Here is a 25,763-nt window from a genome sequence, read left to right as displayed (position 1 = left end):
GTCGTGGTCTGTGTCGGTGGAGAGTCTCACACGGTCCAGCTGTTGCCTGGTTTGGCCAGTTCGATGGGTCCACGGTATTCGCGGGCGGCCTCTCCACGGACGATGGAGCAGTCCGTCCAGGAGGGAATGTGGGTGAGGACGAGTGACTTGGCGTCTGCCGCCTGTGCCACACGTCCGGCACGTTTGCCGGTGAGGTGGATGCCGCGAGCAGTGTCGCGGTCTTCTTGGAAGGCGGCTTCGCAGAGGAACAGGTCCGCGCCCCGGGCCGCTGCGACGAGGTTGTCGCATTCGTCGCTGTCACCGGAGTAGGTGATGACCGCGCCCTTGGCGTCGGTGATGCGCAGGGCATAGGCCTCAACCGGGTGGTCGACGAGGAAGGATTCGATCGTCAGGCTGCCCACCTGGTGGCTGGTCCCGTGATCGATATCGGTGAAGTCGAAGGCGTGGCTGAGGTCGGAGTCGTGTGCGCTCGCGGCGACTGGGGACTTCCCGGGATCCGTGTAGTAGGCACGTGTCAATCGTTCCTGTGCGCCTGCGGGTGCGAAGACGCTTGTCCTCGTGCGGATCGACCCTGTGTCGGAGATGTTGCCGTTGAAGAACTTCGGGTCATAGCAGTGCTTGACGTACAGACCGGTCATGTCCATGCAGTGGTCGGGGTGAAGATGGCTGAGCACGACCGCGCTCAGCCCGTCTGTGTCGACCGCGCGCTGCAGCGGGCTCAGTGCCCCGGATCCGAGGTCGAGGACGACGCGCGTCGGCTTTTCCTCGTCTGTTTCGATGAGGTAGCAGCTGGCTGCTGAGTTGGGGCCGGGAAAGGAGCCGGCGGTGCCGATGGCAGTGAGTTTCATACGTCGTCGTCCCCCGGCAGATCGCTGAGCAAGGTAGTGGTGAGTCGGTCCTGAATCCAGGTCAGGAAGTCATACAGGGTCAGTGTGAGTTCCTCGGATTCGTCGAGGTCCTCCCGCTGAGCGTATTTCTCTTCTTGGGCTTCCTCGGTGTCGATGCCCATACGAACGGCAAGCACCAGACGCAGATCGTTGAGTCCCTTCATCCACGCTAGAACCTCATCGTGGTTCAAGGTGATCGAGGACCCCTTGGCCAGTCCGTTGAGCACGATGCGCACATTGTGGGCCTTCGCCTGCTGGAGATCGAACTCGGTGAGGCGTCGGAACTCCCGTGATCGTTCCTCGTCGAGGGGGTCGACGTCGGGGAAGAGCCGCAGCAGCGCAGGGTCCTGGGGGCGTGGCCGTTCGACCAGCCCGAGACGTGCCTCCCAGTTCTCAGAATCGGGGCGACCGTCTTCGTTGTCGTCTTCTGCCAGCAGTGCTGCCAGGTCGGTGAAGACGGTGAGCATGAGGGATCGTTCATTGTCCTCGAGTTTGAGGACGACATCGTCCCCACGAGCATCGATTGCAGCCATATCTCAGTCGGATCCTGATTCGGGTTGGCACGCGGCCCACAGACCGTATTCGTGCATGGCTTGGGTGTCCCTCTCCATGGCCTCGCGTCCGCCTGTGGCGACGACGGAGCGACCGTTCTCATGGACTTCAAGCATCAGCGAGTGAGCCTTCTCGGTCGAATATCCGAAGTAGGCCTGGAAGACATAGCTGACGTAGCTCATGAGATTGACGGGGTCGTTGAAGACGACGGTCTTCCATGGCTTTGCCTGTTCTGTCGCCGGTCGAATGTCGACCTCCGGCTCCAGAACTGGAGTCGTTGGATTGCTCACGTTTCCACCTTACGGCAGAACACTGACGCTGTCGTGACGTAGTATCGCGCCTATGAGTGATCTCACACGGACCGGTTCGACGGCTTTCTACACCGATCAGTACGAATTGACGATGGTCCAGGCTGCCCTGGAATCGGGTGCTGCGCACCGCAGGAGCCTGTTCGAAGTCTTCGGTCGCAGTCTGCCTGCCGGTCGCCGCTACGGGGTCGTTGCCGGTACCGGTCGTATCCTCGAGATGCTCAAGGATTTCCGTTTCGGCGACGAAGAGCTCTCGTTCCTCAGCCGCGAGCAGATCGTCGACTCGCGGACCATCGACTGGCTGGCCGACTACTCGTTCTCCGGCAGCATCCGCGGGTATGCCGAGGGCGAGATCTACTTCCCCGGGTCACCTCTGATGACGATCGAGTCCACGTTCGCGGAAGGGGTCATCCTCGAAACCCTCATCCTCTCGGCGATGAACTATGACTGTGCGGTCGCCTCGGCGGCCTCGCGCATGGCGCAGGCCGCAGGAGATCGGCCCTGTGCGGAGATGGGTGGACGCCGCACCAACGAGCATGCAGCGGTCGCGGCCGCCCGTGCCGCTGTCATCGGCGGGTTCGCGTCGACGTCGAATCTCGCCGCCGGACTCCGGTACGGTCTGCGAACCATCGGCACCTCCGCCCACTCCTTCACTCTTCTCCATGATTCCGAGCAGGAGGCCTTCGCCGCTCAGCTCAAATCATTGGGCACCGACACGACTCTGCTCCTGGACACCTATGACGTCGAGGAGGCACTGGCCACGGCTGTGCGCCTGGCCGGTGAGAACCTCGGCGGTGTGCGCATCGACTCCGGCGACCTCGTCGAGCAGGCCAGTGAGGTCCGTGCCGGCCTCGACCGCCTCGGCGCTCACGACACGACCATCACCGTCACCAGCGACCTCGACGAATATGCCATCGCCGCTCTCGCAGCCTCCCCCGTGGATTCCTACGGTGTCGGAACACGGGTGGTCACCGGTTCGGGTGCTCCGGCGGCCGGGCTCGTGTACAAGCTCGTGGCCCGAGCCGACGAATCGGGTGCCTGGACCTCGGTGGCGAAGAACTCGGCAGGCAAGCCCTCCCGGGGAGGGCACAAAGATGCTCTGCGTCTCATCGATGGTGCCATCGCGGTCGAAGAGGCCGTGGGCATCCCGACTCTGCCGGACGACCTCGGCGATGGCCGCTCGCTGACTGTCGACCTCGTCGTCGATGGTGAGATCGATGAGTCCTATATCGGTGCGGCTGGAGTCACGAAGGCCTGCGCCCGCCATGACGAGTCTCTGGCCGAGCTGCCGCGTTCGGCCCGCCGCATGCAGGACGGCGAACCCGCGATCCCCACGGTGTTCTACCCCAAATGATTTCGACCGGAGTCAGCTGAGCTGAGGCTCTCAGGCGCTACTTCTTGCCGACGAACCAGCCCTGCAGCTTTTTGATTCGTGCCTGGATCTGTTCCTGGGTCGCCTGTGCCACAGCCGGTCCCCCGCAGGCCTTGCGCAGTTCGACGTGGACGGTCGCGTGCGGCGTACCCGTGCGACGAGACCAGGCACCGACGAGGCTCTGGAGCTGATTGCGCTCTTCCTTCATCGCCCGGTGGTCGAGTTCGCTGACCTCAGGCTCCGGTGCCGGCGGTGCGGAGGCGGTCTTCCGCTTCGCCTGACGTGCCTGTTGGGTGCGCAGCAGTTCGTGGACCTGGTCCGGTTCGAGGAGGCCGGGAATGCCGATGAAGTCGAGCTCGTCCTCGGAGCCGACCGCACCTCCCGTGCCGAACTCGCCTCCGTCGAAGAGCACGCGGTCGAAGAGCGCTTCGGCGCCGATGGCTTCGAATGAGCCCAGCTGATCGGAGGAGGCACCTTCGCTGCGGTTGGCCTGTTCCATGGCCTGATCGTCGAAGACCACGACGTCGTTCTCGTCTTCGTTCTTCGGCCGGTCGAGGGCGTGGTCGCGTTCGACCTCCATCGTGTTGGCCAGCGCCAGGAGGATCGGCACGGAGGGCAGGAACACCGAGGCTGTCTCTCCGCGTTTGCGGGCACGCACGAAGCGCCCGATCGCCTGGGCGAAGAACAATGGAGTCGCCGAGGAGGTGGCATAGACCCCGACACACAGTCGCGGTACGTCGACACCTTCGGAGACCATGCGCACGGCGACCATCCAGCGGTCCGTGGAGTTCTGGAACTTCTCGATGCGCTCCGAGGCTCCGGCTTCGTCGGAGAGCACGACGGTCGGTGCCTCTCCGGTGAGTTCGCGGAGGATCTTCGCGTAGGCACGCGCAGAGTCCTGGTCGGTGGCGATGACGAGTCCGCCGGCGTCGTGCACGGTGCGACGGACCTCGGTCAGGCGGATATCGGCAGCCTTGAGGACGGCAGGCATCCAGTCACCTGAGGGGTCGAGCGCGGTTCGCCAGGCTTGGGAGTTGATGTCCTTCGTCGTCTCCTCACCGAGGACGTGCGACATCTCGTCCCCGGCCTTCGTCCGCCACGACATGGTGCCGGCGTAGGTGAGGAACAGGACCGGACGCACGACGGAGTCCTTGAGCGCACGGCCGTAGCCGTAGGAATAGTCGGCCACCGAGGTGCGGATGCCGTTTTCGTCTGGAGCGTAGGTGACGAACGGGATCGGCGAGGTATCGGACCGGAAGGGGGTTCCTGTCAGGGAGAGTCTGCGCACTGCCGGGCCGAATGCCTCACGGACTGCATCACCCCAGGACAGTGCGTCACCACCATGGTGGACCTCATCGAGGATGACGAGGGTGCGACCGGCAGCGGTGCGGTTGTGGTGAAGGACCGGCTTCGCCGCGACCTGAGCATAGGTGATGGCCACACCGTGATAGCCCGGCGCGTGCTTGCCCTGGGCATTCTTGAAGTGCGGGTCGAGTTTGATGCCGACGCGTGAGGCCGAGTCAGCCCACTGCACCTTGAGGTGCTCGGTTGGGGCGACGACGGTGACCCTGTTGACGACCCGCTGGGCTAGCAGTTCTGCGGCGACGCGCAGAGCGAAGGTGGTCTTACCGGCACCAGGCGTTGCGACGGCGAGGAAGTCCTTCGGCTGTTCCCGAAAATAGAGTTCGAGAGCCTCTGCCTGCCACGCACGCAACTTTCCGGCCGTTCCCCAAGCAGCACGCTCGGGAAAGGCCGGTGGCAGTTGTTCGGCGGCGGAGGTCCCTGGGAGACGTTCCGCGGCCATTTACTCCTTGGGTCCTTCAGACATCGATGAGTAGATCTCTTTGCAACGCGGGCACACGGGGAATCGTTCGGGGTCGCGGGTGGGCACCCACACCTTTCCGCACAGAGCAATCAGCGGTGTGCCCGTGACCATGGATTCCATGATCTTGTCTTTGGGTGCGTAGTGGCTGAATCGTTCGTGGTCGCCGGGTTCAACAAGCTGCTCGGACTGCTCACGCTCGATTGTTGCTGAACCACCTGATGCTGGATAGGTCATGGCTCCATTGTAGTTCCCTAGAATGAGACCCATGGACAGAACTCACGAGGATTCGCTCACAGAACGCTATCGCGAACTCAGCGACGATATCGCCGCCGCTGTTGCCGTGGTCTCAGTCAAACGCGGGACCGCCCTGCATGCGATCACCGTCGACTCATTCCTCGACGTGTCCTACGATCCGCCGACCATGGCGGTGAGCATCTACGGCGGGTCACGGATGATGGAGTCCCTGGAGATGAGTGATCACTACGCCATCTCCCTGCTCAACTCCTCCCAGCGGGACGTCTCCGAGCGCCTGGGTGCGTCCGGGCAGCCGCTCTACGGTTCACTCAAGGGCATCGATACGTTCCCCGCACCCCATTCGGGCCAGCCGGTGCTCACGGATGCGATCGCATGGTTCGAACTGCGGCAGACGCAGACCCTTGAAATCGCCACGCACTACCTCGTCGTCGGCGAAGTCGTGTCGATGGGAACCGGAGTCAGCAGCAGCAAGAGCAAACCGCTGCTGCGGTGGCGCAAGGGCTACGGAACGATCGGGCCACGCTGACTGCAGGTCATCGTTGAATATCAGCGGCCCTCTGCTCGTCCCTCAGCCTCAAACGAAGCTGGAAGATGAGCAGAGGGCCGCTGTGCACCGGTTCGAGGCCGGCTGCGTGTCGCTCAGATCAGACGACGCCCTGTGCGAGCATCGCCTCGGAGACGCGGATGAAGCCTGCGATGTTGGCGCCGGCCACATAGTCACCGGGCGAGCCGAACTCTGCGGCTGCCTCGGCGCAGCTGTCATGGACGTCGCCCATGATCTCAGCCAGTCGGGCTTCGGTGAAGTCGAAGTCCCAGGTGTCGCGGCTGGCGTTCTGCTGCATTTCCAGGGCACTGGTGGCCACGCCGCCGGCGTTGGCTGCCTTGCCCGGGGCAAAGATCACACCGGCATCGGAGAAGGTCTTCACAGCCTCTGGGGTGCAGGGCATGTTCGCACCTTCGGCGAGGGCGATGACTCCGTTCTTCACGAGAGTCCGCGCCGAATCGGCGTCGAGCTCGTTCTGGGTCGCGCATGGAAGTGCGACGTCGACCTCGATGTCCCAGACGTTGCCGCCCTCGTAGTACTTTGCACGGCCGCCGCGTTCGTCAACGTATTCGGAGATGCGACCGCGCTCTTCGAACTTGATGCGCTTGACGATGTCGGTTTCGATGCCGTCGGGGTCGTGGATGAACCCGCCCGAGTCGGACATGGTGATGACCGTACCGCCGAATGCAGCGACCTTTTCGGCTGCGAAGACCGCAACATTTCCTGATCCGGAGATCGAGACGGTGCGTCCGTCGATGTTCTTCTTCGCTGCTGCGAGCATGTCCTTGAGGAAGTACACGACACCGTAGCCAGTCGCCTCGGTGCGGACCATGGAGCCGCCGTAGGACAGACCTTTACCGGTGAGAACACCAGCTTCGTATTCGTTCTTCATGCGCTTGTACTGGCCGAAGAGGTATCCGATCTCGCGTCCGCCTACGCCGATGTCACCGGCCGGAACATCGCGGTACTCGCCGATGTGGCGGCTGAGCTCTGTCATGAATGACTGGCAGAAGCGCATCACCTCAAGGTCACTGCGCCCCTTGGGGTCGAAGTCGGATCCGCCCTTGCCGCCGCCGATGGGCAGACCTGTGATGGCGTTTTTGAAGATCTGCTCGAAGCCGAGGAACTTCACGATGCCCAAGTTCACTGACGGGTGGAACCGCAGACCGCCCTTGTAGGGGCCGAGTGCGGAGTTGAACTGCACGCGGAACGCGCGGTTGATCTGGACGACCCCCTGATCATCGATCCAGGGGACGCGGAAGATGATCTGGCGTTCGGGTTCGCACAGGCGTTCGAAGGCTGAGAGTTCGAGGTATTCCGGGTGCTTGTCGACGACAGGGCCCAAGGAATAGAGAACTTCCTGTACCGCCTGATGAAACTCCGACTCTCCGGGATTGCGATGAAGCACGGTGTCGAAGATTGGCTGCAGTGATGGATGTAAGCTCATGGGACCAATTTACCGTGACCCGCATAACATGAGCGGATACGACCGAATAATGGACAAACTGGTGTCGCGGCCCAGGTTTGGTATATTGCAAGTTTCAGAGTTTCGCGTTGCCGAAATCCATCCGACGCTAGACTCGGTTTATGGATTTAGAAGACGTTTGGCCGCCCTTTTCTTTAAGAATTCGTTGCGGACACATAGAGTTGTCGCCTGTACGCGAATCGGACTATTCAGAATTGGCCGATATTGCGGCCGGTGGGGTTCGCCGTAACAACATTCCTGCCTTTCTCGTCAACTGGGATTCTGGGACTCCTGAGGAAATCGCACGGTCCATCGCTCAGTACCAATGGGGCACTCGAGCGAACTTCAGAGTCGATGACTGGACCATGGAGTTCACCGTCAGGGTCAACGGCCGAGCTGTCGGCGTGCAGGGCGTGAGTGCAACGGACTTCGTCCGCACCCGGGCGGTCTCTACAGGGTCGTGGTTGGCGCTGCATGAGCAGGGCAAGGGATATGGAAGCCAGATGCGCAGAGCTGCGTTGGTGGCGTTTGCTGATCATTTCGATGCCAGAGAGTTCAACTCTGGCTACTTCGAGGGCAACGCAGCCAGTCGCAGAGTCTCAGAGAAACTGGGGTACACGCCCAATGGAGTCAAGACGCTCGTCGCACAGGATGGACAGGCGCGCGTTGAGCAGCAGGTCATCCTGGCAGCTCAAGAGATCGTCCGCGGTACCGAGCCAGTGGAGGTTGCCGGCGCCGAGGTGGTCCGTCGCTTCCTCGGGCTCAAACAGGCCTGAGAGCCCGATACCGACAGGCCGAGGATCCGATGCAACTGCTGGGGCAGCAACTGTAAGGGTCTGAGCCTCGCATCGGCCAGCTCAGAGTCTCTGAGACATCAGCACAATGTCCGTGAATAGCAGAAAGGGGAGCACCCGCTGAATCACTCCAGCGAACACTCCCCCACCACACCACTCGTGAATACAAGTGAGGGGCCATCCCACCGAAGTGGAATGACCCCTCACCTTAAAGAATATTGCGGCAGTCACCTACTCTCCCACAACCACCAAGTTGCAGTACCATCAGCGCGAATGGGCTTAGCTACCGGGATCGGAACGGTTAACCGGGCGTTTCCCCACCACTATCACCACCGCAAAACCAACAAACCACCACCACCCGAGTAATCACACCTCAAGAGTGTAGTAGCGGTCCAAGAACCGTACAGCGAACGCGAACACCACACATAATGTGACTCGTTAATATCTCGTAAAACCCATAGCGTGAAACACGCACACACCAACCAAACAAATGGGTTGATGAGTGATCGGCGTATTAGTACCAGTCAACTCCACACCTCACAGTGCTTCCATACCCGGCCTATCAAACCCATAATCTATAGGACACCTCACCCCAACTTAATGGGTTGGAAATCTCATCTCGAAGCAGGCTTCCCGCTTAGATGCTTTCAGCGGTTATCCTTCCCGAACGTAGCCAACCAGCCATGCACCTGGCGGTACAACTGGCACACCAGAGGTTCGTCCGTCCCGGTCCTCTCGTACTAAGGACAGGCCTCCACAAATTTCCTACGCACGCAGCGGATAGGGACCGAACTGTCTCACGACGTTCTAAACCCAGCTCGCGTACCGCTTTAATGGGCGAACAGCCCAACCCTTGGGACCGACTACAGCCCCAGGATGCGACGAGCCGACATCGAGGTGCCAAACCATGCCGTCGATATGGACTCTTGGGCAAGATCAGCCTGTTATCCCCGAGGTACCTTTTATCCGTTGAGCGACCACGCTTCCACAAGCCATGGCCGGGTCACTAGTCCCAGCTTTCGCTCCTGCTCGACACGTCCGTCTCACAGTCAAGCTCCCTTGTGCACTTACACTCGACACCTGATTGCCAACCAGGCTGAGGGAACCTTTGGGCGCCTCCGTTACTCTTTAGGAGGCAACCGCCCCAGTTAAACTACCCATCAGGCACTGTCCCTGAACCCGATCAGGGTCCGAAGTTAAGAAATCCAGAATAGTCAGAGTGGTATTTCACTTGACGACTCCACCACCACTAGCGTGATAGTTTCACAGTCTCCCACCTATCCTACACAAACCACACCGAATCCCAATACCAAACTATAGTGAAGGTCTCGGGGTCTTTCCGTCCTGCTGCGCGTAACGAGCATCTTTACTCGTAATGCAATTTCGCCGAGTTCGTGGTTGAGACAGCAGAGAAGTCGTTACGCCATTCGTGCAGGTCGGAACTTACCCGACAAGGAATTTCGCTACCTTAGGATGGTTATAGTTACCACCGCCGTTTACTGGGGCTTAAATTCTCCGCTTCACCCTTACGGGTTAACGAGTCCTCTTAACCTTCCAGCACCGGGCAGGCGTCAGTCCGTATACATCGACTTACATCTTCGCACGGACCTGTGTTTTTAATAAACAGTCGCTTCTCTCTGGCCTCTGCGACCACCACCAGCACATCACCAAGCAAGTTGGCTTCACCGGGATGGTCCCCCTTCTCCCGAAGTTACGGGGGCATTTTGCCGAGTTCCTTAACCACGATTCTCTCGATCACCTTAGTATTCTCTACCTGACCACCTGTGTCGGTTATAGGGTACGGGCAACACACAACCTCACGCCGATGCTTTTCTCGGCAGCATAGGATCACCAGATCACCCCACCACAAGTGGGGCGCCCATCAGCTCTCACACTGTATGTGGGGACGGATTTACCTACCCCCACGTGCTACGACCTTAGACCACGACTACCATCGCGTGGCCTGGCTACCTTCCTGCGTCACACCTCGCGCTTACCGACTCCACACTCAGATCCCACAGAATCCTTCAACCAGACACCCGAAGGCATCACGGAAGAACACCGAGGTTAGTATCGTGTGTTTTGGTATTGACGGTTATGCGTCGGTACCAGAATATCAACTGGTTGTCCATCGACTACGCCTGTCGGCCTCGCCTTAGGTCCCGACTTACCCAGGGCGGATTAGCCTAGCCCTGGAACCCTTGGTCATCCGGTGGACGGGTTTCTCACCCGTCTTTCGCTACTCATGCCTGCATTCTCACTCGTACCGGCTCCACCACTCGTTCACACGGCGACTTCACTGCCAGCACGACGCTCCCCTACCCAACACCCCACCATTACGGCTATACGGGATGCTGCCACAACTTCGGCGGTGTACTTAGCCCCGCTACATTATCGGCGCTCAATCACTTGACCAGTGAGCTATTACGCACTCTTTCAAGGATGGCTGCTTCTAAGCCAACCTCCTGGTTGTCTTCGCAACTGAACATCCTTTCCCACTTAGCACACGCTTAGGGGCCTTAGTTGATGGTCTGGGCTGTTTCCCTCTCGACAATGAAGCTTATCCCCCACTGTCTCACTGCCACGCTGAACCTTACCGGCATTCGGAGTTTAGTTGACGTCAGTAACCCGGTGGGGCCCATCAGCCATCCAGTAGCTCTACCTCCGGCAAGAACCACGCAACGCTGCACCTAAATGCATTTCGGGGAGAACCAGCTATCACAGAGTTTGATTGGCCTTTCACCCCTAACCACAGGTCATCCCCTCCATTTTCAACTGAAGTGGGTGCGGGCCTCCACGCGCTCTTACACACGCTTCACCCTGCCCATGGCTAGATCACTCCGCTTCGGGTCTAGGACACGCGACTCATACGCCCTATTCGGACTCGCTTTCGCTACGACTACCCCTCTCGGGTTAACCTCGCCACGCACCGCTAACTCGCAGGCTCATTCTTCAAAAGGCACGCCATCACCCCAACAAAGGAGGCTCTGACGGATTGTAAGCACATGGTTTCAGGTACTATTTCACTCCCCTCCCGGGGTACTTTTCACCATTCCCTCACGGTACTATCCGCTATCGGTCATCAGGAAGTATTTAGCCTTACCAGGTGGTCCTGGCAGATTCACACGACATTCCACGAGTATCGTGCTACTCGGGCAAACACATATCGTCGGGGCCACATGTTTCGTCTACGGGACTCTCACCCGCTCCGGTACTGTTTCCCACCAGCTTCGACTACACGCAGCACACATCAACGACTCGGTCATGCTGGACCGAACACGCATTCCCCACAACACCGCATACGCAACACCAGCACGTTTGACACGCACACGGTTTAGGCTGATCCAGTTTCGCTCGCCACTACTCCCGGAATCATGTTTTATTTTCTCTTCCTACGGGTACTGAGATGTTTCACTTCCCCGCGTTCCCTCCACACACCCTATATATTCAGATGCGGGTCACCACACTCTCATGTGGCGGGGTTTCCCCATTCGGACATCCTCGGATCACAGCCCGTTTATCGGCTCCCCGAGGCTTATCGCAGATTTCCACGTCCTTCATCGGCTCCTGATGCCAAGGCATCCACCATGCGCTCTTACACACTCATCACACCCAAAAAATTTGGTTGCAAAATGTGTGTGCGAAAATTTCACACTAAGATTTCACAAGAAAAATCACATTACATAACAACCCAAACAAAGTTCGGGCTGTTGATGCTCGCGTCCACTATACGATTCTCAAACCACTACCAAACACCACCCACACCCACACAACCGAAGGCTGCTGGTCTGGACGGGTTGGTCCTGTTGGTTGAAACCACACCCAACCATTGCTGGTTGGTTTGTGATTCCAGGACCCAATAACGTGTTCGTTCTAGCCCACCATCATCACACCGTCGACAAGGCATGTACCTTAACGACGCTGTGCGGGTTGAGCGAAAATAATGATGTTCCACCCTTGAGCTCCCAACCGGCACCACGTACGGGTGACACGTTGGGGTTCTTATGTGTGCTCCTTAGAAAGGAGGTGATCCAGCCGCACCTTCCGGTACGGCTACCTTGTTACGACTTAGTCCCAATCACCAGTCCCACCTTAGACGGCCCCCTCCACAAGGGTTGGGCCACCGGCTTCGGGTGTTACCGACTTTCGTGACTTGACGGGCGGTGTGTACAAGGCCCGGGAACGTATTCACCGCAGCGTTGCTGATCTGCGATTACTAGCGACTCCGACTTCACGTAGTCGAATTGCAGACTACGATCCGAACTGAGACTGGCTTTAAGGGATTCGCTAAAACCTCGCGGTCTCGCATCTCTCTGTACCAGCCATTGTAGCATGCGTGAAGCCCAAGACATAAAGGGCATGATGATTTGACGTCATCCCCACCTTCCTCCGAGTTGACCCCGGCAGTCTCCTATGAGTTCCCACCATCACGTGCTGGCAACATAGAACGAGGGTTGCGCTCGTTGCGGGACTTAACCCAACATCTCACGACACGAGCTGACGACAACCATGCACCACCTGTACACCAACCCCAAAGGGGAGGAACTGTTTCCAGAACGGTCTGGTGTATGTCAAGCCTTGGTAAGGTTCTTCGCGTTGCATCGAATTAATCCGCATGCTCCGCCGCTTGTGCGGGCCCCCGTCAATTCCTTTGAGTTTTAGCCTTGCGACCGTACTCCCCAGGCGGGGCACTTAATGCGTTAGCTACGGCGCGGAGAACGTGGAATGTCCCCCACACCTAGTGCCCAACGTTTACGGCATGGACTACCAGGGTATCTAATCCTGTTCGCTCCCCATGCTTTCGCTCCTCAGTGTCAGTTACAGCCCAGAGTCCCGCCTTCGCCACCGGTGTTCCTCCTGATATCTGCGCATTTCACCGCTACACCAGGAATTCCAGACTCCCCTACTGCACTCTAGTCAGCCCGTACCCACTGCACGCGCAACGTTAAGCGTTGCGTTTCCACAGCAGACGTGACCAACCACCTACGAGCTCTTTACGCCCAATAATTCCGGACAACGCTTGTACCCTACGTATTACCGCGGCTGCTGGCACGTAGTTAGCCGGTACTTCTTCTGCAGGTACCGTCACCCCGAAAGGCTTCTTCCCTGCTGAAAGCGGTTTACAACCCGAAGGCCGTCATCCCGCACGCTGCGTCGCTGCATCAGGGTTTCCCCCATTGTGCAATATTCCCCACTGCTGCCTCCCGTAGGAGTCTGGGCCGTGTCTCAGTCCCAGTGTGGCCGGTCGCCCTCTCAGGCCGGCTACCCGTCGTCGTCTTGGTGAGCCATTACCTCACCAACAAACTGATAGGCCGCGAGCCCATCCCCAACCGAAAAAACTTTCCACCATCACTCATGCGAGTCATGGTCATATCCGGTATTAGACCCAGTTTCCCGGGCTTATCCCGAAGTCGGGGGCAGGTTACTCACGTGTTACTCACCCGTTCGCCACTCATCCACCCCGGTGCAAGCACCAGGGCTTCAGCGTTCGACTTGCATGTGTTAAGCACGCAGCCAGCGTTCGTCCTGAGCCAGGATCAAACTCTCCATAAAAAAATTATGTTACGAATGAATCCCAGCAAGACAGCCAACCAACGATCACGGGGTGACCGATGCTGACCAATTAATCATGTCCACACATGCTGGCGTGACCACCCGGCGAAGGGTAGCCACAAATGTGTGAACATGTGATTGTCTTACCAGAAAAATAATGTTTCTGGCATCACTATTTGTTCAAACAAACACGCTATTGGATTCTCAAACCACAAACACTCACCCATCACCACAGACCCAATTATTGGGGCGTGTTCACTGGGGGTGTCAGTTTCAATTGTGTACTTTCTGCCTTGCGGCCCGCCGTACCAGCGGATATTTACTCTACAGTGTTGTTTCGATCTTCGCAACTTGAAGTTCATCTTCAATTTGCTGCAATCAAACCTGATCAGAGCGACTGTTGCCGTTCCTTGCGGGCTGGCAACTCGGTACACACTACACACTTCCCGACTGCTTCGCAAAACGGGCTTATTCGGTCCCGTCCGGCACCGCTGAGGAAGACCGATTCGGAGGCAGGTCAGTCTGTTCACTCTTGAGTGAGCAGGCCTGAATGAGTAGTCAGGCAACGGGCGCAGTGAGCTCCGGACCGTCGTTGCGAACATTCCCCACGGATTTGCCCACTTTATGACGAGTCACGCTCGCCGGGTCCACCTGCTCCAGGGTCGATTCCAACAACGGAGGAACATCGGCGCTCGGCACTGCTGGGTCGATCCACCCATCAACGGCGCCGCGTTCGAGGAACACCGGCATCCGATGGTGGACGTCCTGCAGATGTCCTGCCGCCTCCATGGTCAGTATCGTCGTCGACACCAACCAGGAATGGTCCGGCTGCTTCCAGAATTCGAAGAGGCCCGCCATGAACAGAGGGTCGGCCCCTGCTGCCGACATCATCCATGGCTGCTTACCGGCTTCGGTGGTCTCCCACTCGTAGTAGCCGGGGATCGGAAGTGCGCAGCGTCGTCTCTTGATGGACTGTCTGAACATCGGCTTCTCGAGAACCGTCTCCGATCTCGCGTTGAAGGCCTTGAACCCGATCTTGGTGTCCTTCGCCCACCCGGGGACCAGCCCCCATGAAGCGGTCTCCAGTCGACGGGTCAGCTGTCCGCTGTCATCGAGCCGTTCGACGACGATCGGCACGAAGGAGCCTGGTGGCACGTTATATCTGGGCGTGTAGTCATAGGAGATCACGTCAAGGCGAAGCTCATCGGCGAGATCTGCCGGATCGAGAGACATATTGAGTCGACCACACATGCGCTTATCTTCTCACTTCACTACACTGTCGACAATGGCGGCCGAAAAGACAGCACCGAGCAGACTCGACCCGATCGATGAATCCAGGAAACAGTGGCTTGCCCACGGTTGGGACGACTCCACCGATGGCATGACCACCGTGATCTCGGTGATGAGGGTCCATCAGCTGTTCTTGGCCAAGGTCGATGCCGCACTCAAACCATTCGCACTGACCTTCTCACGCTATGAGGTCCTCACTCTTCTCTCCTTCACGAAATCAGGGACCCTGCCGATGTCGAAGATCTCGGCCCGCCTCCAGGTCCATGCCACCTCGACGACGAATTCGGTCGACCGGCTGGAGAAGGCCGGACTCGTGAATCGACGCAGCCACCCCGACGATCGTCGCACCACACTCGTCGAGCTGACCGAGATCGGCCGCGAACTCTCCTCCCGCGCAACTGCCGCACTCAACGACGAGGTCTTCAGCTCACCGGCACTGGCCCGGGCCGATCTGAGCGAGCTCATCCCCCATCTCGAATCGCTGCGGTCCGAGCTCGAAGACCACGCCTGAGCCTCCTCCCTTCCTCCTGCTCCAGTCCCCCAGGGAGCTGACTGCCGAGATTTAGTTGGACGTCCAAGTAATTTCTCCGTATCGTGGTGAACATCATCACGTCAGCGATCAGCCTCGGTCGTGAATAGCCCTATCCGTGGAGGAACAATGTCCCGCAGCACAGCAGCTGCCCTGCCGTTCGGTCTCACCGAAGAACAACAGACGATCTCCGGTATGGTGCGCGAATTCGCCGATTCCGAGATCGCTCCGCACGCTCTGGAGTGGGACGCCGAACACCACTTCCCCGTCGACGTCATCAAACGCTCGGCAGATCTGGGAATGGGCGGAATCTACGTCAGCGAAGAGGCCGGCGGAACCGGTATGGGGCGCATGGACGCCGCCCTCATCTTCGAAGCGATGTCGACCGCCTGCCCCTCGGTCGCCGCATACATCTCCATCCACAACATGGTGGCGTGGATGATCGACAAGTACGGTGATGCCGCACAGAAGGAGAAGTACCTGTCTCCCCTGGTCTCGATGGACCACCTCGGCAGCTACTGCCTCACCGAACCCAACGCCGGTTCCGATGCCGCCGCCCTGCGCACCTCGGCGAGAGAGGACGGCGATTCCTATGTCCTCAACGGGGTCAAGCAGTTCATCTCCGGTGCCGGCACCTCCGAGACCTACCTGGTGATGGCACGCTCCGGTCAGGACGGATCGCGCGGAATCTCCGCATTCATCCTCGAAAAGGGCATGGAAGGTCTCTCCTTCGGCCCCAACGAACAGAAGATGGGATGGCGTGCGCAACCGACCCGACAGGTCATCATGGAAAATGTGCGCGTACCGAAGGAGAACCTCCTCGGCGAACCCGGTCAGGGATTCAAGATCGCCATGTCCGGACTCGACGGAGGCCGACTCAACATCGGGGCATGCTCACTCGGCGGTGGGCAGTCCGCGCTGGAGAAGGCCATCGACTACATGGGCGAACGACAGGCCTTCGGCACCGAACTCTCCGCATTCCAGGCCCTGCGATTCGAAGTCGCAGAGATGCAGACCAAACTCGAAGCCGCCCGCTCCCTCCTGTGGCGGGCCGCCAGCGCCTACGACTCAGGCGACCCGAACACCTCGCTGCTCTCGGCAATGGCCAAGCTGACAGCCACAGATTCGGGCTTCGATGTCGCCAATAGGGCACTCCAGTTGCACGGCGGCTACGGCTATCTGACAGAGTATGGAATTGAGAAGCTGGTGCGTGACCTGCGCGTCCACCAGATTCTGGAAGGCACCAACGAAATCATGCGCGTGATCATTTCGCGCAAGAGCACAGGAGTGGGCTGATATGACAACAGAGACCTCGGCACCGCCGACGGAATCTTCGGTGATCACCTCGATCACCAACGGAGTGGGCCGGATCGAGCTCAACAGACCGAAGCTGATCAACGCACTGAGCCAAGAGATGGTGGGCGCCATCGATGACGCCCTCAAGAGCTGGCATGACGACGACTCGATCAACACCGTTCTGGTCACTGGTCGCGGCGAACGCGGACTGTGTGCCGGAGGCGACATCAAAGCCGTCTACAACGACATTGTGGCCGGAACCGATGAGAACGCCCGATTCTGGAATCGCGAATACAAGATGAACCATGCGATCTCCGAATTCCCCAAACCCTATGTGGTGATCATGAACGGCATCACGATGGGCGGCGGCGTGGGAATCTCGGGCCACGGTTCACACCGCATCGTCACCGACTCCACGAAGATCGGGATGCCGGAAACCGGAATCGGCTTGTTCCCCGACGTCGGCGGCACCCACCTGCTGGCCAACGCCCCGGGCGAACTGGGCACCCACCTGGCGCTGACCGGACAGCCTGTCGGCGCCGGAGCAGCGCTGGCCATGGGCCTGGCCGACTACTACGTCCTCGATGCCGATGTCCCAGGACTCATCGCCGAGCTCGAAGCCGGCGGTGATGTCGAAGAGACCATCGCCCGCCACGCCTCCGAGGCTCCAGAGAACGAACTTGCCGAGGCTGCAGGCTGGATCAACGAGTGCTACGCCGCAGATCGCGCCGAAGACATCGTCGCTGCCTTGGCCGCGCATGAGAACCCCGATGCCAATGCCACCGGAAAACTGATCGAAACCAAGGCTCCCACCTCGGTGAAGGTCACCCTGGCCGCAGTCCGCAAGGCCGCAAACATGACCCTGGCCGATGTCCTCGAACAGGACTACCGCGCCGCCGTCGCCCTGACCCGACTGCCGGACCTCAAAGAGGGAATCCGCGCGCAGGTCATCGACAAGGACCGCAACCCACATTGGTCTCCGGCCTCGTTCGCCGAGGTCAGCGACGAAACAGTCAACGACATCCTCACCACCGACCACGAAGAGAAGGTGTTCGCATGAGCGACTACGAAACGATCCTCACGGCCGTCGACCAGGGCGTTGCCACCATCACGATCAACCGTCCGAAGGCTCTCAACGCGCTGAACATGCAGGTGCTCACCGACATCACCGATGCGGCCGCCGGCTTCGACACCGATGACGAGGTCAAGGCGATCATCATCACCGGCAGCGGCAAGGCCTTCGCCGCCGGCGCCGACATCAAGGAGATGTCAGACCTCGACTTCGCCACTGCATACAAGGCCGACTGGTTCGCCGGTTGGACACGCCTCACCGACGTCCGCAAACCGGTCATCACCGCTGTCAACGGCTTCGCCCTCGGCGGCGGCTGCGAGCTGGCGATGATGGGTGACATCCTCATCGCCTCGACGAAGGCGAAGTTCGGCCAGCCGGAGATCAACCTCGGCGTCCTCCCGGGCATGGGCGGCTCCCAGCGACTGACTCGGGCCATCGGCAAGGCCAAGTCCATGGATATGTGCCTGACCGGGCGCATGATGGATGCCGAGGAGGCCGAACGTTCGGGTCTAGTCGCACGCATCGTCGAGCCCGAGGAACTGCTGTCAACGGCCAACGAGATCGCGCAGACGATCGCGTCCAAGTCCCGCATCGCCTCGGCGATGGTCAAGGAAGCGGTCAACACCGCTTTCGAAACGACCCTCGAGCAGGGACTGAAGTACGAACGTCGCCTCTTCCACTCGAGCCTGGCCACGAACGACCAGTCCGAGGGAATGGCCGCATTCGTCGAGAAGCGGGACGCGAACTTCACGGATTCCTGATCCTCAGTGTCTGACCCCGGCAACTCGCCGCAGGCACTGGAAAGCAGTAGATGAACGATGGCGCAGACGAGTCGAACTCGTCTGCGCCATCGTCGTCTCTGTTCCGGAGACCACTTTTAACAATCGTTCAGTTAGAGTAGAAACGTTCATCCACCCAAAGGAGGCACAATGAATTCTTTCGCCAATCTTCTCCCCCAGCTGCGGCTGCCGGTCTTCGGCTCCCCCATGTTCATCGCATCGGGGCCCGAACTGGTCAAGGCCCAGTGCCAGGCCGGCATCATCGGCTCCTTCCCCACCCTCAACGCCCGCCCGGCTGCGATGCTCACCGACTGGCTCGACGAGATCACGGAGTCCAACGCCGCGTTCACCGCAGCGAACCCCGATCGTCCGGCGGCACCGTTCGCCGTGAACCTCATCGTTCACCGCTCGAACAACCGTTTGGAAGAAGACCTCGCCGAGGTGGTTCGCCACCAGGTGCCCATCGTGGTCACTTCCCTGGGTGCGCGTGAAGAGGTCAACGAGGCCGTCCACTCCTACGGCGGCATCGTCCTCCACGACGTCATCAACAACAAGTTCGCGCACAAGGCCGTGGAGAAGGGCGCCGACGGAGTCATCGCCGTGGCCTCCGGTGCCGGCGGACATGCCGGAGCGCTCTCCCCCTTCGCCTTGGTCCAGGAGATCAGGACCTGGTTCGACGGTCCGCTGCTGCTCTCGGGTGCCATCGCCCACGGCCGCTCGGTCCTCGCAGCCCTGGCCGCCGGGGCAGACTGCGCCTATGTGGGCTCGGCCTTCCTGTCCACGACCGAGGCCAACGTCGTCGACGACTACAAGCAGATGATCGTCGACTCCGCAGCCGAAGACGTCGTGTATTCCAACTACTTCACGGGAGTCAAGGGCAACTACCTGCGCGGATCGATCACCGCCTCAGGACTTGACCCCGACAACCTGCCCGAGGCCGATCCGACGAAGATGGACTTCGGCACGAAGGACGGCTCGGACTCCAAGGCGTGGAAGGACATCTGGGGCTCAGGACAGGGCATCGGCGTGCTCAGAGAGAAGAGCTCCACAGCGGAACTCGTCGATAGTCTTGCCACGCAGTTCGAGGCCGCGAAGAAGGAGCTCGACGCTCGTCTGAACACGGCTGTCCGTGTCGGCTGAGTTGTCCTGAACTCTCAGATCGTGGAGATGATGCCCCGTTCGGTCAGGCGCGATGACAGACCTGCGCCGTCCGGGGCATAGATCCACGGCACTCCCTGACCGCGGCCGTGGCGCTTCGAGCGGCCACCGGCCCAGACTGCTTCGCCGACGGTGAGCTGGCGGATGGCGACGGCGGCGACGTTGTCGGGGTGATTGTCCACGAATTCCCCGTAGACCTCTTCGTCCTTCTGCCCGTCGTCGCCGATGAGCAGCCATTTCATCCACGGGAACTCACGCGAGAGCCGCTCCAGAGAGTTGCGTTTGTGCTCCTTGCCCGAGCGGAAGGCCCGAGTCGTCGTCGGCCCCCAGTCGGTCAGCAGCAGCGGCCCCATCGGGTAGAGATTGCGAGACAGGAACCGTTTGATCGTCAGCGCCGAATTCCATGCACCCGTTGAGAGGTAGACCATCGGAGTGTTGGGGCGCATATAGGTGATTCGGTCGTAGAGGACCGCCATTCCTGCCACCGGCGATCTGGCATGTTCGCTGAGGACGAAGGTGTTCCAGGCAGCCAGGAACGGCCGTGGCAATGAGGTGACCATGACGGTGTCGTCGATGTCGGAGATGATGCCGAACGTCGAGTCCTCACCGATGATCCGCACGTTGGCGGAATCGACGAGAGACCCGTCGGTCCACAGTTCGATTTCGGTCTCTCCCGGGTCGAAGTCTCCGGGTATCACTGTGTCGATGATGCCGCCGCGGTCGGCGGTGACCATATGCTCTTCGTCGTTGACGCGCACCCAGGCCGTGTCATTGGGCAGGGGCACACTGACGAAGGACCTCCAGCCGCGAATGCTCGCCTCCACGTCCGCCGCCGGTTGGCCGGTCGGCGTCAGCACCAATCGGCCGAGCACTCTCACCCACCCGGTTCCGCCGTAGGTGTCATAGGCGATGACCGTGCGCTGATAGGTGTGGTCGGTGGCGCGGTTCTGCAGCCAGCCGTTGAAGCGGTCTTCCAGCCGGGCCGCGGTGTGCAGCATGTCCGGACTGAGGTTCAGCGGTCCTTCTTCGGGTTTCTTCTTCGCCACGGTTCTTCCTTCACACTCGTCGCACGTCGGGTCAGGTCTGCTCGGGTCGGGCTGGAATGGGGGCTGGCGGGAACGCGGTCGGATCGGACCGGGACTGCCTCAGATGAAGCCGACCTTGTCATAGACGTCTCGCAGGGTCACCTCGGCGATCTCATTGGCCTTCTCAGCACCGGCGTCGAGGATCGTCTGGAGCTGAGCCCGGTCCTGCAGGAGCTCATTGGTGCGCTCACGTATCGGTGCGAGCGTCTCGACGGCGACCTCGGCCAGGTCGACCTTGAGGTGGCCGTACATCTTCCCTTCGTACTCTGCCACAATGTCGTCGACCGACCGGGAGGTCAGGGAGGAGTAGATCGTGAGCAGGTTCGAGACTCCGGGCTTGGCCTCCGGGTCGTAGGCGATCTCCTTGCCGTCGTCGGTGACAGCAGACTTGATCTTCTTCGTCAGGGACTTCGCCTCATCAAGGAGGTCGATGCGCCCCAGTGGGCTGGGCAGGGACTTCGACATCTTGGCCGAAGGGTTCTGCAGGTCGTAGATCTTCGCGGTGGCTTTGAGGATCTGTGCCTCGGGGACGACGAAGGTCTCACCGAACCGGTAGTTGAAGCGTTCGGCCAAGTTCCTCGTGAGTTCGAGGTGCTGGCGCTGGTCCTCACCCACGGGCACCATCTGCGGGTTGTAGAGGAGGATGTCGGCGGCCATCAGTGCGGGATAGGTGAGCAGGCCCAGGGACACGTGGTCCTGCTTGGCCGACTTGTCCTTGAACTGCGTCATCCGACTGGCCTCGCCCATGGACGTGGTGCATTCGAGGACCCATGACAGCTGCGGGTGTGCGGGGACCTGAGACTGGACGAAGATCGTCGACTTCTCCGGATCGATGCCGGCCGCAATGAACTGCGCCGCCGTGCGCAGGGTCCGTTCGCGCAGATCCGTGGGATCCTGCTCCACGGTGATCGCGTGCATGTTCGCGATGAAGTAGAAGGCATCGTGTGACTCCTGATGCGCCACGAACTGCTGCAGAGCTCCGATGTAGTTACCCAGATGAAGTGAGTCCGAGGTGGCCTGAATACCGGAAACGGTGCGTGGCTGAGAAGAAGTCATCATAGAACCATGATGCCACTTCACACCCGCATCTTCGCAGACCACCCCCGTGCGAGACGCCGATGGCGGCAGTCGCGAGCACACAACGACGACGATCTCGGATTACTCCGGCCGAGCCGACGGTGAGGAAGAGCTTCTCTGCTCCTCACACACCTAGCCGGCCGGCCTGCGAAGACTACTTCGGAGCCGGCAGATCGTAGTCGATGACCAGCGGCGCATGATCGGACCAGCGTTCGGCCCAGCTGTCGGCCTTGTCCACCGTTGCTTTGACTGCCGCCTTCGCGAGTGCCGGTGTCGCCATCTGGTAGTCGATGCGCCACCCGGCATTGTTGTCAAAGGCCTGCCCGCGCATGGACCACCAGGTGTAGGGGCCGTCGACATCTCCGCTGAGGTCGCGGTGCACGTCGACGTAGCCCACGTCGCCGAAGAAACCGTCGAAGTAGGCGCGCTCCTCGGGCAGGAACCCGGCCTTCTTGCGGTTGGCCTTCCAGTTCTTCAGGTCCCGTTCGGTGTGGCAGACGTTGAGGTCACCGGTGATGAGCACGTGATCGGCCTGTTTCGCCAGTTCAGGCAGGCGCAGCGTCATCCGGTCGAGGAAGCGGTACTTGTCCTCCTGTTTGGGAGTGTCGACCTCACCGGAATGGACATAGGCCGAGACGAGAGTCAGCAGCGATCCGTCGCCGAGGCGGTAGTCCGTCTCCAGCCATCGACCGGCCCGATCGAAGTACCCGTCCGTCCCGAGTCCTTCACGGACCTCGACGGGCTCGTTCCGAGCCATGACGGCGACTCCGGCACGTCCCTTCGCCTCGGCGTCATGGCTGATCGTGGTGTACCCGGTGTCCTCGAGCACCTTGAGGGCGATGTCGTTGGCTGCCCGGACTTCCTGCAGCGTGATGAAGTCAGGTTTCGCAGTATCGACCCAGGTGGGCATCCCCTTTCTCCATGCCGCTCGTACTCCGTTGACGTTGACTGATGCAATCCGAATCATGTGTCCTATCATGGCATGAGCGCACTACTCATCCGGGCCTGGGCGTTATACAGTGATGGAAAGAAGCATATTTCAGGAGGCGCAATGGCCGTAGACGAGACTTTCGATTCTGAGCAGCTGAGCATCAGCCCGCTCGACGAAGTAGACGCCCGTGAGATGCGAGAGTTCCTGCTCGGTGCGCAGAAGAACTTTTGGGGAGACAGGGACCTCAGCGGCGACCACGATGCCTATTGGTTCCATCAGTTCGTGACCTCCGGGTTGGTTGCCAGGTATCGTTCGGAGATCGTCGGCTATCTGCTCGGCGTCATCCCCCATGACGGCCCTGCGTACATCCATCTGGTTGCGGCTCGGACAGATTTCCGCCATCAGGGCATCGGTCGGCACCTGTACCAGTACTTCATCGAGCACGCGCGCAAGCTCGGTGTCTCATCGGTGCAGGCGACAACCATGCCGGATTCCTCGGCAGCGATCTCATTCCACTCTTCGCTCGGGTTCAGCGGTGAACTCATCGAAGACTACGCGGGCGCCGGAAATCCGCGTGTGTTCTTCGAACTCAAACTCCTCGAGGAGTGAGCCGAAGAGCGCACACACTGGTCTGACCAGCACAACAAAGACTGACGGCCTCCCACACACAGATGTGGGAGGCCGTCAGTCTCTGACTGTCGTTCGGCTCAGGCGGCCGCCGCAGCGCGTTCGGCCACGTCGACGACGTTCTGGAGAAGCAGTGCCCGAGTCATGGGCCCGACTCCTCCGGGATTCGGGGACACCCAGGCCGCCACCTCGGCGACGGCAGGGTCCACGTCTCCCACGATCTTCGACTTCCCGGTCTCCGGGTCCTCTTCGCGTGAGACTCCGACGTCGAGGACGACGGCACCGTCCTTGACCGCGTCGGCGGTCACGATCCGAGCCGATCCTGCGGCGGCGACGATGATATCGGCCTGAGCCAGCAGCTCGGGCAGATTCCTCGTCCCCGTGTGCGTCAGCGTCACCGTGGCGTTGTACTCACGGCGAGTCAGCAGTGCCCCGATCGACCGGCCGACGGTGACGCCGCGGCCGACGACGACCACATGTTTGCCCGCCAGTTCGATGCCGTTGCGCTGCATGAGTTCGATGACCCCGCGAGGGGTGCACGGAAGCGGCGTAGTGATCTCCCGGTTGACGTTGAGCATGAGCCGACCGAGGTTGGTCGGATGCAGTCCGTCCGCATCCTTGGCCGGGTCTATGCGTTCGAGCACGGTGTCCGTGTCAATGTGTGACGGCAGCGGCAGCTGCACGATGTATCCGGTGCATTCGTCATCGGCGTTGAGCTCGTCGATGACCGACAGGAGCTCGTCCTGGCTCACCGACTCCGGCAGATCACGACGGATGGAATGGATGCCCACCTCGGCGCAGTCACGGTGCTTACCGGCCACGTACCACTTCGAACCGGGATCCTCGCCGACGAGGACCGTGGCCAAGCCGGGGACGATGCCCCGCTCGGCCAGGTTCGCGACGGCAGTCCGCAGCTCGTCCTTGATCTCCTTCGCACAGGCCTTGCCATCAAGGATCTGTGCTGTCATCAGTACTGCTCCAGATCTTCGTAGAGGGGGAAGTTGTCGCTGAGCTTCTTGACCCGAGCGCTGAGGGCCTCGACGTTCGCACCGGGTTTGAGTGCTTCGGCGATGACGTCGGCGACCTCGGTGAATTCGGCATCGCCGAACCCACGGGTGGCCAGAGCAGGGGTGCCGATGCGCAGACCGGAGGTCACCATGGGCGGACGGGGGTCGAACGGAACGGCATTGCGGTTGACCGTGATTCCGACCTCATGCAGCAGATCCTCCGCCTGCTGTCCGTCCAAGGCTGAGTTGCGCAGGTCGACGAGGACCAGGTGAACGTCGGTGCCTCCGGTGAGGACCGTGGCTCCGGCGTTGGCGACGTCGTCGGCCAGGAGACGCTCGGCCAGGATCTGAGCACCGCGCACGGTCCGTTCCTGACGAGCCTTGAACTCTTCAGAGGCGGCCAACTTGAACGCCACTGCCTTCGCGGCGATCACGTGCATCAGAGGTCCACCCTGCTGCCCCGGGAAGACTGCGGAGTTCAGCTTCTTCGCGTACTCCTCCTTGCCGAGGATGAAGCCCGAGCGAGGGCCGCCGATGGTCTTGTGCACCGTCGAGGACACGACGTCGGCGAAGGGCACAGGGTTCGGATGCAGGCCGGCGGCGACGAGACCGGCGAAGTGGGCCATGTCGACCCAGAGCTTCGCTCCGACCTCGTCGGCGATGTCGCGGAAGGCCTGGAAGTCGAGCTGACGCGGGTAGGCGGACCAACCTGCGACGATGACCTCTGGACGGTGTTCGAGCGCCCGCTCGCGCACCTTGTCCATGTCGATGCGGTAAGTGTCGGGATCGACTTCGTAGGAGGCGACGTCGTAGAGGCGGCCCGAGAAGTTGATCTTCATGCCGTGTGTCAGGTGACCACCGTGAGCCAAGGAGAGACCGAGCATCTTGTCACCCTGGCGGGCGAGCGCGTGCATCACGGCAGCGTTGGCGGAGGCACCCGAGTGCGACTGCACGTTGGCGTATTCGGCACCGAAGAGGCTCTTGGCCCGGTCGATGGCCAGGGTCTCAGCGACATCGACGTACTCGCAGCCACCGTAATAGCGCTTGCCCGGGTAGCCCTCGGCGTACTTGTTCGTCAGCACGGAGCCCTGTGCCTGCAGCACGGCGCGCGGCACGAAGTTCTCCGAGGCGATCATCTCCAGAGTCGAACGCTGGCGACCCAGCTCCTGGTCGAGGACTTCCGCAATCTGGGGATCGATGTCTGCAAGCGAGGCCTGCATCGTGTTATCAGTCATGTGTACACTCCTGTGGCATCCAAAGTGATGAGTGGGACGCCGCGATCGGCTCCGCGAGTACCCGAAATCAATGCTAACAGCGAACCAGATCACACCGATGGGCCGTTCGTCATCCGGATGAT

Annotated in this window: 21 protein-coding genes and 3 rRNA genes; 9 read left to right on the top strand and 15 right to left on the bottom strand. The window is 60.5% G+C overall.

All coding sequences use genetic code 11. The features are described 5' to 3' along the window. Positions 1 to 26: 26 nt before the first annotated feature. From CXR25_RS06165 to clpS, 3 genes are read right to left on the bottom strand one after another with little or no spacing between them, the layout of a single operon-like run. Complete coding sequence (locus tag CXR25_RS06165; protein ID WP_096158470.1) at positions 27 to 848, bottom strand: MBL fold metallo-hydrolase; 822 nt, start codon at positions 846 to 848, stop codon at positions 27 to 29. Further along, complete coding sequence (locus CXR25_RS06160) at positions 845 to 1,420, bottom strand: DUF2017 family protein (RefSeq protein WP_009884029.1); 576 nt, start codon at positions 1,418 to 1,420, stop codon at positions 845 to 847. Before CXR25_RS06160 ends, CXR25_RS06165 begins: the two co-directional genes overlap by 4 nt. A gap of 3 nt (positions 1,421 to 1,423) precedes the next feature. Beyond that, on the bottom strand, positions 1,424 to 1,729 hold the full coding sequence (clpS, locus tag CXR25_RS06155; RefSeq protein WP_069599797.1) for an ATP-dependent Clp protease adapter ClpS: 306 nt from the start codon (positions 1,727 to 1,729) through the stop codon (positions 1,424 to 1,426). Positions 1,730 to 1,781: 52 nt separating this feature from the next. On the opposite strand from clpS, the gene CXR25_RS06150 reads away from it, so the two are divergent. Beyond that, positions 1,782 to 3,101 carry a nicotinate phosphoribosyltransferase gene (locus tag CXR25_RS06150; RefSeq protein ID WP_009884031.1) on the top strand — a complete coding sequence of 440 codons (1,320 nt, stop codon included), beginning with the start codon at positions 1,782 to 1,784 and terminating at the stop codon, positions 3,099 to 3,101. Positions 3,102 to 3,138: 37 nt separating this feature from the next. Here CXR25_RS06150 and CXR25_RS06145 read toward each other — a convergent pair whose 3' ends face one another. Next, a complete protein-coding gene (locus tag CXR25_RS06145; RefSeq protein ID WP_069599796.1) occupies positions 3,139 to 4,923 on the bottom strand; it encodes a DEAD/DEAH box helicase in 1,785 nt (594 codons plus the stop codon). Beyond that, positions 4,924 to 5,178, bottom strand: a complete 255-nt coding sequence (locus CXR25_RS06140; protein ID WP_009884033.1) for a DUF3039 domain-containing protein — start codon at positions 5,176 to 5,178, stop codon at positions 4,924 to 4,926. A 31-nt stretch (positions 5,179 to 5,209) separates the two neighbouring features. On the opposite strand from CXR25_RS06140, the gene CXR25_RS06135 reads away from it, so the two are divergent. Next, positions 5,210 to 5,725, top strand: a complete 516-nt coding sequence (locus CXR25_RS06135) for a flavin reductase family protein (protein WP_009884034.1) — start codon at positions 5,210 to 5,212, stop codon at positions 5,723 to 5,725. Between the two features lie 118 nt (positions 5,726 to 5,843). Here CXR25_RS06135 and gdhA read toward each other — a convergent pair whose 3' ends face one another. Beyond that, complete coding sequence (gene gdhA, locus CXR25_RS06130) at positions 5,844 to 7,190, bottom strand: NADP-specific glutamate dehydrogenase (protein ID WP_101556632.1); 1,347 nt, start codon at positions 7,188 to 7,190, stop codon at positions 5,844 to 5,846. Positions 7,191 to 7,330: 140 nt separating this feature from the next. On the opposite strand from gdhA, the gene CXR25_RS06125 reads away from it, so the two are divergent. After that, complete coding sequence (locus CXR25_RS06125) at positions 7,331 to 7,984, top strand: GNAT family N-acetyltransferase (protein ID WP_226833503.1); 654 nt, start codon at positions 7,331 to 7,333, stop codon at positions 7,982 to 7,984. A 236-nt stretch (positions 7,985 to 8,220) separates the two neighbouring features. Here the strand turns inward: CXR25_RS06125 and rrf are convergent. The 4 genes from rrf to CXR25_RS06105 all read right to left on the bottom strand — a co-directional run bounded on the left by rrf (position 8,221) and on the right by CXR25_RS06105 (position 14,788). Then, positions 8,221 to 8,339 (bottom strand): 5S ribosomal RNA (gene rrf / locus CXR25_RS06120). A 157-nt stretch (positions 8,340 to 8,496) separates the two neighbouring features. Beyond that, positions 8,497 to 11,611, bottom strand: a 23S ribosomal RNA gene (locus CXR25_RS06115). Positions 11,612 to 12,021: 410 nt separating this feature from the next. Continuing rightward, positions 12,022 to 13,555: ribosomal RNA gene (locus CXR25_RS06110) — 16S ribosomal RNA — on the bottom strand. Together the 16S, 23S and 5S rRNA genes form the textbook arrangement of a ribosomal RNA operon. 558 nt (positions 13,556 to 14,113) lie before the next feature. Then, positions 14,114 to 14,788, bottom strand: coding sequence for an SOS response-associated peptidase (locus CXR25_RS06105; protein ID WP_009884933.1), 675 nt, complete (start codon positions 14,786 to 14,788; stop codon positions 14,114 to 14,116). Positions 14,789 to 14,840: 52 nt separating this feature from the next. On the opposite strand from CXR25_RS06105, the gene CXR25_RS06100 reads away from it, so the two are divergent. From CXR25_RS06100 to CXR25_RS06080, 5 genes are all read left to right on the top strand, one after another. Continuing rightward, positions 14,841 to 15,356 carry a MarR family winged helix-turn-helix transcriptional regulator gene (locus CXR25_RS06100; RefSeq protein ID WP_009884934.1) on the top strand — a complete coding sequence of 172 codons (516 nt, stop codon included), beginning with the start codon at positions 14,841 to 14,843 and terminating at the stop codon, positions 15,354 to 15,356. Positions 15,357 to 15,503: 147 nt separating this feature from the next. Continuing rightward, positions 15,504 to 16,670: an acyl-CoA dehydrogenase family protein gene (locus tag CXR25_RS06095; protein ID WP_009884935.1), complete on the top strand. Its 1,167-nt coding sequence runs from the start codon at positions 15,504 to 15,506 to the stop codon at positions 16,668 to 16,670. Between the two features lies 1 nt (position 16,671). After that, positions 16,672 to 17,730: an enoyl-CoA hydratase/isomerase family protein gene (locus tag CXR25_RS06090; RefSeq protein WP_009884936.1), complete on the top strand. Its 1,059-nt coding sequence runs from the start codon at positions 16,672 to 16,674 to the stop codon at positions 17,728 to 17,730. Then, a complete protein-coding gene (locus CXR25_RS06085; protein ID WP_009884937.1) occupies positions 17,727 to 18,503 on the top strand; it encodes an enoyl-CoA hydratase in 777 nt (258 codons plus the stop codon). Before CXR25_RS06090 ends, CXR25_RS06085 begins: the two co-directional genes overlap by 4 nt. Before the next feature lie 168 nt (positions 18,504 to 18,671). Then, positions 18,672 to 19,661, top strand: a complete 990-nt coding sequence (locus CXR25_RS06080; protein WP_069599791.1) for an NAD(P)H-dependent flavin oxidoreductase — start codon at positions 18,672 to 18,674, stop codon at positions 19,659 to 19,661. Positions 19,662 to 19,675: 14 nt separating this feature from the next. On the opposite strand, the gene CXR25_RS06075 is transcribed toward CXR25_RS06080, so the two are convergent. From CXR25_RS06075 to CXR25_RS06065, 3 genes are all read right to left on the bottom strand, one after another. Continuing rightward, positions 19,676 to 20,725 (bottom strand): App1 family protein, encoded by a 1,050-nt coding sequence (locus CXR25_RS06075; RefSeq protein WP_069599790.1) that lies wholly within the window; start codon positions 20,723 to 20,725, stop codon positions 19,676 to 19,678. Positions 20,726 to 20,824: 99 nt separating this feature from the next. Next, entirely contained in the window at positions 20,825 to 21,823 is a 999-nt protein-coding gene (gene trpS / locus CXR25_RS06070; protein WP_069599789.1) for a tryptophan--tRNA ligase, read from the bottom strand. Positions 21,824 to 21,995: 172 nt separating this feature from the next. Continuing rightward, positions 21,996 to 22,808, bottom strand: a complete 813-nt coding sequence (locus CXR25_RS06065) for an exodeoxyribonuclease III (RefSeq protein ID WP_050773437.1) — start codon at positions 22,806 to 22,808, stop codon at positions 21,996 to 21,998. Between the two features lie 84 nt (positions 22,809 to 22,892). Between CXR25_RS06065 and CXR25_RS06060 the strand changes: the two genes are divergently transcribed. After that, positions 22,893 to 23,381 carry a GNAT family N-acetyltransferase gene (locus tag CXR25_RS06060; protein ID WP_096158466.1) on the top strand — a complete coding sequence of 163 codons (489 nt, stop codon included), beginning with the start codon at positions 22,893 to 22,895 and terminating at the stop codon, positions 23,379 to 23,381. A gap of 98 nt (positions 23,382 to 23,479) precedes the next feature. Here the strand turns inward: CXR25_RS06060 and CXR25_RS06055 are convergent, their stop codons facing one another. Beyond that, positions 23,480 to 24,367, bottom strand: coding sequence for a bifunctional methylenetetrahydrofolate dehydrogenase/methenyltetrahydrofolate cyclohydrolase (locus CXR25_RS06055; protein WP_096158465.1), 888 nt, complete (start codon positions 24,365 to 24,367; stop codon positions 23,480 to 23,482). Beyond that, complete coding sequence (gene glyA, locus CXR25_RS06050; protein ID WP_069599786.1) at positions 24,367 to 25,641, bottom strand: serine hydroxymethyltransferase; 1,275 nt, start codon at positions 25,639 to 25,641, stop codon at positions 24,367 to 24,369. Before glyA ends, CXR25_RS06055 begins: the two co-directional genes overlap by 1 nt. Positions 25,642 to 25,763 lie beyond the last annotated feature (122 nt).

Origin of the sequence: Brevibacterium aurantiacum, assembly GCF_003932995.1 — a bacterium.
Lineage (GTDB): Bacteria > Actinomycetota > Actinomycetes > Actinomycetales > Brevibacteriaceae > Brevibacterium > Brevibacterium aurantiacum.
The sequence above is the reverse complement of the archived record's forward strand: the minus strand, read 5'-3'. Positions and strand labels throughout refer to the sequence as shown.